This is a genomic window from Rhodococcus sp. 2H158, assembly GCF_053764755.1.
The window spans coordinates 58,057-64,254 of sequence record NZ_JBSNCE010000033.1 but is presented as its reverse complement, the minus strand read 5'-3'; the positions used below and the strand labels follow the sequence as shown (position 1 = coordinate 64,254).

The following is a 6,198-nucleotide window of genomic DNA, read 5'->3' as shown; positions in this document are numbered from 1 at the left end:
GTTCGTGGCGGCCGCCGAATTCGGAGCCGATGGAGTCCCACAGGGCCTTCATGACCTTGACCCGGTCCACGGCGGTGATGCCGTCGGAGCCGCGGACATACTTGTCCAGGTAGGGCCGCACCTCGGGATTCTTGAAGTCCGCGGCCGAGGACGGCAGGTAGATCAGGCCCGAGGCGACGTCCTGCTCGATGATCTCCTTGATGCGCGGGTAGCCCTGCATCGCGAACATCCGGTAGGTCAGGCCGTACTCGAGTTTCGGGATGACGGTGTCGCCGATCCACGGTTCCGGGTTGTTGACCATCGCGTCGGTGAGCGACCAGAACAGGTTGCGCCAGCCGATGACCTCACCGACGCGGGTCTGCACCCCGCGGAAACCGCCGGCGCCGGTCGCGTCGAGGGCCTTCATCAGCAGGCCCGCGATGAAGTCGAGCTTGACCGCAAGGCGCGTGCACCCCTGCAGGGTGAAGCGCTGGAGGAAGCCCGAGCCGCCGAGGAAGTTGTTGATCTTCTCCACATCGCCGTACATGAACACGTTCTCCCATGGCACGAGCACCTTGTCGAAGATGAAGATCGCGTCGTTCTCGTCCATACGCGAGGACAGCGGGTAGTCGAACGGGGATCCGACGACGTTGGCGTTCTGCGAGTAGGAGGCCCGCGAGATCAGCTTGATGCCGGGCGCGTCCATCGGCACCGTGCAGATCAGGGCGAATTCCTTCTTCTTGATCGGCAGGCCGTAGTGGGCGATGAAGTTGTAGTTGGTGATCGCCGAGCCGGTGGCGACGACCTTGGCGCCGGAGACGATCAGGCCCGCATCGGTCTCCTTCTCGACCTTCATGAACACGTCGCCCACCTCGTCCGGCGGCAGCGACCGGTCCACCGGCGGGTTGATGATCGCGTGGTTCCAGTACAGGACCTTCTCCTGCGACTCGCGGTACCAGCGCTTGGCGTTGTCCTGGAACGGCGAGTAGAACTCGTCGTTGGCGCCGAGCGTGCCGAGGAAGGACGCCTTGTAGTCGGGGGACCGGCCCATCCAGCCGTAGGTCAGTCGAGCCCAGGTGGCGATGGCGTCGCGGTCGGCTCGCAGATCGTCCGCGGACTTCGGGGTGCGGAAGAACGGCATGGTCACCCCGCCGTTGCCGGTGTCGGTCGGGGCGGTGAGGGTGCCGACGTGCTCGCCGGTGTGCAGCGCGTCGTAGAGGCGCGCGGTCATGCGGATGGAGTTGCGGAACGCCGGATGGTTGGTGAAGTCCCTGACCCGCTCGCCGTGCAGGTAGATTTCGCGACCGTCGTCGATCGACGCGATGTACTCGTCGCCGGTCATGGGCCGCGAGGCGAAGTTCTTCTGCTGATTGGCCGGGTGGTCCGCGGCGACGTTCACCTTCGACCGGTCGACGGTGCCGGTAGCGGGGGCTGCTTCGGTGGTGGTCATGGTCTTCCCTTCGAAAGAGGCGGGAGCGGGGGTCAGGAGGCAGCGCGGGCGAGCTGCGAGTGCAGTGGGGTGAATGTGGCGGTGGCGTCGAACCATCCGCTGTGCGGATCGTCGAGGCACCCGTTCCACGCGGTCGAGCCGGATCGGTCCCCGAGGTCGTGGAAGGTGCTGCGGAAGAACAGGAGCGGGTCCTTCTCGGCGTCGACGGATGCGTCGACGATCTCGCCGACGAAGATGACGTGGTCGCCGCCGTCGTATTCGGCCCACGGGCGGCAGATCAGGGTGGCCGCGTTGCCGAGGAGGGCGGGTGCGATTCCGGTGTCGTCCCACGACGGTGCGACGGCCTGCGGCCTGCCGGCGAAATGCAGTGCGGTGGAGCGCTGGTCGGCCGCCAGGATGTTCACGGCGAACGGCGCGTCGTCGAGGTAGCTGCACGCCTTCGACGTCCGCGTCAGCGTCACCTGGCACAGCCTCGGCTCCAGCGAGATGGCGGTGAAGGCCGTGACCGTGGCCCCGTGCGGGGCGCCCTCGGCGTTGGTGCACGTGACCACAGTGACCCCGCTGGCGAACTGACCGAAGATGTTGCGAAGTGCTCGCTGGTCCATGAGGAGACCGCCTTTCTGCACGATGTGCGATCGCAGGTCGATCCGGAACGAGAACCAACGTATGACCCGGATCACACCCCGTCGATCCGCATTGCGAAGGGGCGATCCGCATTGCGAAACGGGCTCGGAACGCACCGGACCATCCGGGCGGCACGTGACCGTCGTCACAGTACGGTGCTAGCGTGGGGAGCTGCCCACGTACCGACACGGCACCAGTTGGGAGGGTTGGAAGGGCGAATGCGAGCACCGGAAAGCCGCGGCTTCACGGACTGGGACGAAGTGCACGACGTGGTGTCCCAGGCGTACTTCCCGCACCAGCTGACGCTCCTCAGCCGCGGACCCGCCGCCCGCACGTCGCTGGAGTCGACCCAGCTCGGCGCCGCGCGGCTGGCGCGGATCGGCTTCGGCGTGGACGTGTCGATCCGTTCCGAGCATCCCGGCGCGTACGGCATCAACATTCCCCTGACCGGGCACCTCGTCACCGCCCTCGGCCGCGACGAGGTCGTGTCGACTCCCGGGCTGGCGACGGTCTGCCCACCCGACACCCCGACCGTCATCACCCGGTGGAGCAGTTCGTGCGAGATCATCGGGTTCAAGATCGACCGCGACTACGTGCAGAGCGAGATGGACCGACTGCTCCCCCGCCCCGGCAGGCGGTTGCCCGCGCAGCTGGATCTGCGGGCGGGAGCGGGGGCCGACTGGTTACGTCTCGTGCGAGCGGTCGCCGACGAGTCGCTGCGGGACAACGTCCTGCTGCGCAGTGACCAGGTGGCCGAGCAGCTCTGCCGCGCGGTCACGACCGCACTGGTGCTTGCCGCCGCACCGGACGACGGTGACGGCCCGGCCGGGGTGCGGCCGCGGACCGTCAAGCGGGTGATGGACGCGGTCCAGCAGGATCCGGCGCGTCAGTGGACCGCCGCGGAGATGGCCGACCTCGTAGGCGTCAGCGTCCGCCGCATCCAGCAGGGGTTCCGCGAGTGCGTCGGCATGACGCCGATGGAGTACCTCGCCGATATCCGGCTCGAGCGCGTCCACGCAGAGCTATCCGTAACCGACTGCACTGCAACTATTTCCGATGTCGCGCTTCGCTGGGGCATCATGCACACCGGACGGTTCGCCGCCGCGTACCGGCGCAAGTACGGTGTGAGCCCGTCCGAGACGCTGCGCGGCGGGACCGCCTGATCTACAGGCGACTTCGTCGCCGGTGTGTCCTTTGGGCGGTCGGAACAGCCCAAAGGACGCACCGGCGGCGCAGCCGCGTCAGGCCAGCGCGCGCAGGCGCGGCGCGAGGTCTCGCTCGAACAGGTCGAGGAAGCGCCGCTGATCGTGCCCCGGCGCGTGGAACACCAGATGGTTCAGCCCGGCGTCGACATACGCCGCGACCTGCTCCACCGCCTCGTCCGGATCCGACGCCACGATCCACCGCTTGGCCACCTGCTCGATCGGCAACGCATCCGCCGCCGCCTCCATCTCGATCGGATCGTCGATGCTGTGCTTCTGCTCCGCCGACAACGACAACGGCGCCCAGAACCGGGTGTTCTCCAACGCCCGCTCCGGATCGGTGTCGTAGGAGATCTTGATCTCGATCATCTTGTCGATCGCCCCGGCGTCCCGCTCGGCCTTGCCCGCGCCCTCGGCCACCGCCGGCAACAACTTCCCGGTGTAGAGCTCCATCCCCTTACCCGAGGTGCAGATGAACCCGTCCCCCGCCCGGCCCGCATACCGCGCCACCACCGGACCCCCCGCCGCGATGTACACCGGGATCCCGCCCTCGGGCACGTCGTAGATCGACGCCCCCCTGGTGGAGTAGAACTCGCCCTCGAAATCCACCCGGTCCCCGGTCCACAGCGCGCGCATCAAGGCCACCGACTCCCGCAACCGGGCGAACCGCTCCTTGAACTCCGGCCACACCCCCGCATACCCGGTGGCGATCTCGTTGAGCGCCTCCCCCGTCCCCACCCCCAACATGACCCGCCCCGGATACAGGCACCCCATCGTCGCGAACGCCTGCGCGATCACCGCCGGGTTGTACCGGAACGTCGGGGTCAGCACCGAGGTCCCCAACTGCAACCGCGAGGTACGCTCGCCCACCGCGGTCATCCACGCCAACGAGAACGGCGCATGCCCCCCGTTGTGCCGCCACGGCTGGAAATGATCCGACACCGTCGCCGAATCCATCCCGTGTTCCTCCGCCAGCACCGCCAGCTCCACCAGCTCCCGCGGCCCGAACTGCTCCGCCGACGCCTTGTACCCCAACTTCAGACCCTGCGACACCACGAACTCCTACCCGTCTACGAATCCGGCCGGGTTCGAGTATGCCCAGACATCTGTGACGGATGCGACGTCACCTCTCGGCCTCGGCCAGATGCAGGTCGGGTTTCCAGTCGTAGACGACGCTGGTGCGCAGCAGGATGTCCTGCAGGGACCGGCGACGGCGATCCACCGCCACCCACAGCAGCCCGAACCCGAACATCACGCACAGTCCGGCGCGCAGCCCGGCCCGGACCCATCCGACGAGGTCGCCGTTGCGGCTCACCATCCGCAGCCCCATCACCACCGCGCCGACCGTGCGACCGGTGGTGGCCCAGCACACCGTCAGGTACAGCGACGCGACACCGACAAACACACCGACGGACAGCAGAATATGGGCGTCGGGGAAGGAGAACTCCTGCGGCGAGAACAGCAACCGCACGAGCACCACGGCGAGATAGATCGCGCCCATCACGGTCAGGACCACGCCGAGGTCGATGGCTGCGGCAATGCCCCTCGTGACGATTCCGGCGGGTCGGTGGGCTGGTTCCCGGTTGCTCATGCCGGTTCTTCCGGGATCTCGGCGCGCCCGAACAACCGGCCGACGAACCCGGATACCGCGTCGTCGGCGTGCATACCCTGGCTGCGCACGCCGCGCATCGCCTCGGTGGACATGGACCCGGTCGATTCGCGGATGATGGTCGGCAGGTCGACGCCTTCGATCACCGCGTTCGCCAGGCCGATGAGGTCGACTCGCCCGATGATCGCATCCACGTCGATCGTCGCGGCGACGACGTCCAGGTCCACCCGATCGATGATCGCGCCCACGTCGATCGTCGCGGCAACCGCATCCAGGTCCACCCGATCGATGATCGCGTCCACGTCCACCCGTTCCGCCACCGCGTCGATGTCCACGCGGTCCAGGATCGGTGCGATGTCCACGCGCGCCGCGATCGCGTCCAGGTCCACCCGGCCGACGATCCGCTCGACGTCGACACCCTCGGCGACGGCATCGAGGTCGACGTGGTCCCGCACGACGGCGGTGATGTCGACCTCGTCCAGCGCGGCGCTCACCACCCGGCGCACCACAGCGCGCAGCAACCGGTCCGCGACCTCGTCCCCGGCGCGCAGGGTCTCGGCGCCGCGCGCTTCGAGGGCGACGAGCGCCGGGTCCACACCCGGTAGACGACGTGCCGCGTCGACACCGAACAGGAGCATGCGACGAATCCCGTCGCCCACGGTCGCGGCGGCACCGACCGCCACGCGTACCGGGTCGGGGCCGGTCCTGCCGTTCATACCGACATCAAAGCCCTCCGGCGCCCGAAATGCACGTGGTTCGCGATCAGCCCGTCCGAGAGTCGATCGGACGGTTCACGCGGAGCGGTCCAGCTGCGGCGCAGCCCGGAGCGACGCCGGGCCGAATTCGACGGTGACGGACACGGCACCGGAATGCACGAGGAGTGCATGCACCGCCCCGCTGTACCGGCTCCGATGGTCCGCGAGGCGCCGCACATTCGGTACCGGAACCGCGGAGGCCTCCGACACGGGCAACAGGATCTCCGCGTCGAGCCGGCTGCGGCTCCCCTCGATCAGCAGGCCCTCCGCGACCACCCAGCGCACCGGCACATCATGCCGCTGCTGCACGTCGCCCACCACCAGTGCCACGTGCTCTTCGTCGTCGTCGACGACGGTGATCAGACGCCCACTCCGGGTTCCGACCGTCAGCGGCACGTCCGACACGAGCTCGGGACCGCCCGAGGCGATCCCCGACGGATCGCGGACCGGACATACGTTGGCGCGCAGGATTATTCGCCTCGTGTTCCAGCTGAAGAACGGCTCGTCTGTGGTGTTCACGACTCTCGTTCCTCCTTCACGCAGTCGACGAGATGTGCTATCTCCATCTTCGGCGGGAGG

Annotated in this window: 7 protein-coding genes; 1 reads left to right on the top strand and 6 read right to left on the bottom strand. The window is 68.1% G+C overall.

Annotated features, from left to right (window positions below):
• On the bottom strand, window positions 1–1,429 hold a 1,429-nt coding region (locus ACWPOB_RS25020), incomplete at its 3' end, for a 4-hydroxyphenylacetate 3-hydroxylase family protein (protein ID WP_455402473.1).
• A gap of 32 nt (window positions 1,430–1,461) precedes the next feature.
• Window positions 1,462–2,034 carry a flavin reductase family protein gene (locus ACWPOB_RS25015; RefSeq protein WP_455402472.1) on the bottom strand — a complete coding sequence of 191 codons (573 nt, stop codon included), beginning with the start codon at window positions 2,032–2,034 and terminating at the stop codon, window positions 1,462–1,464.
• A gap of 237 nt (window positions 2,035–2,271) precedes the next feature.
• On the opposite strand from ACWPOB_RS25015, the gene ACWPOB_RS25010 reads away from it, so the two are divergent.
• Complete coding sequence (locus ACWPOB_RS25010) at window positions 2,272–3,216, top strand: AraC family transcriptional regulator (protein WP_455402471.1); 945 nt, start codon at window positions 2,272–2,274, stop codon at window positions 3,214–3,216.
• 78 nt (window positions 3,217–3,294) lie between these two features.
• Here ACWPOB_RS25010 and fgd read toward each other — a convergent pair whose 3' ends face one another.
• The 4 genes from fgd to ACWPOB_RS24990 form a co-directional block, all read right to left on the bottom strand.
• The gene (gene fgd, locus ACWPOB_RS25005; RefSeq protein WP_455402470.1) at window positions 3,295–4,308 is read right to left on the bottom strand and encodes a glucose-6-phosphate dehydrogenase (coenzyme-F420); all 1,014 of its coding nucleotides are present in this window, start codon (window positions 4,306–4,308) and stop codon (window positions 3,295–3,297) included.
• Window positions 4,309–4,378: 70 nt separating this feature from the next.
• Window positions 4,379–4,846: an RDD family protein gene (locus ACWPOB_RS25000; protein WP_100056462.1), complete on the bottom strand. Its 468-nt coding sequence runs from the start codon at window positions 4,844–4,846 to the stop codon at window positions 4,379–4,381.
• On the bottom strand, window positions 4,843–5,580 hold the full coding sequence (locus ACWPOB_RS24995) for a hypothetical protein (RefSeq protein WP_455402469.1): 738 nt from the start codon (window positions 5,578–5,580) through the stop codon (window positions 4,843–4,845). Before ACWPOB_RS24995 ends, ACWPOB_RS25000 begins: the two co-directional genes overlap by 4 nt.
• A gap of 75 nt (window positions 5,581–5,655) precedes the next feature.
• Complete coding sequence (locus ACWPOB_RS24990) at window positions 5,656–6,138, bottom strand: hypothetical protein (RefSeq protein WP_100056463.1); 483 nt, start codon at window positions 6,136–6,138, stop codon at window positions 5,656–5,658.
• Between the last annotated feature and the right edge of the window lie 60 nt (window positions 6,139–6,198).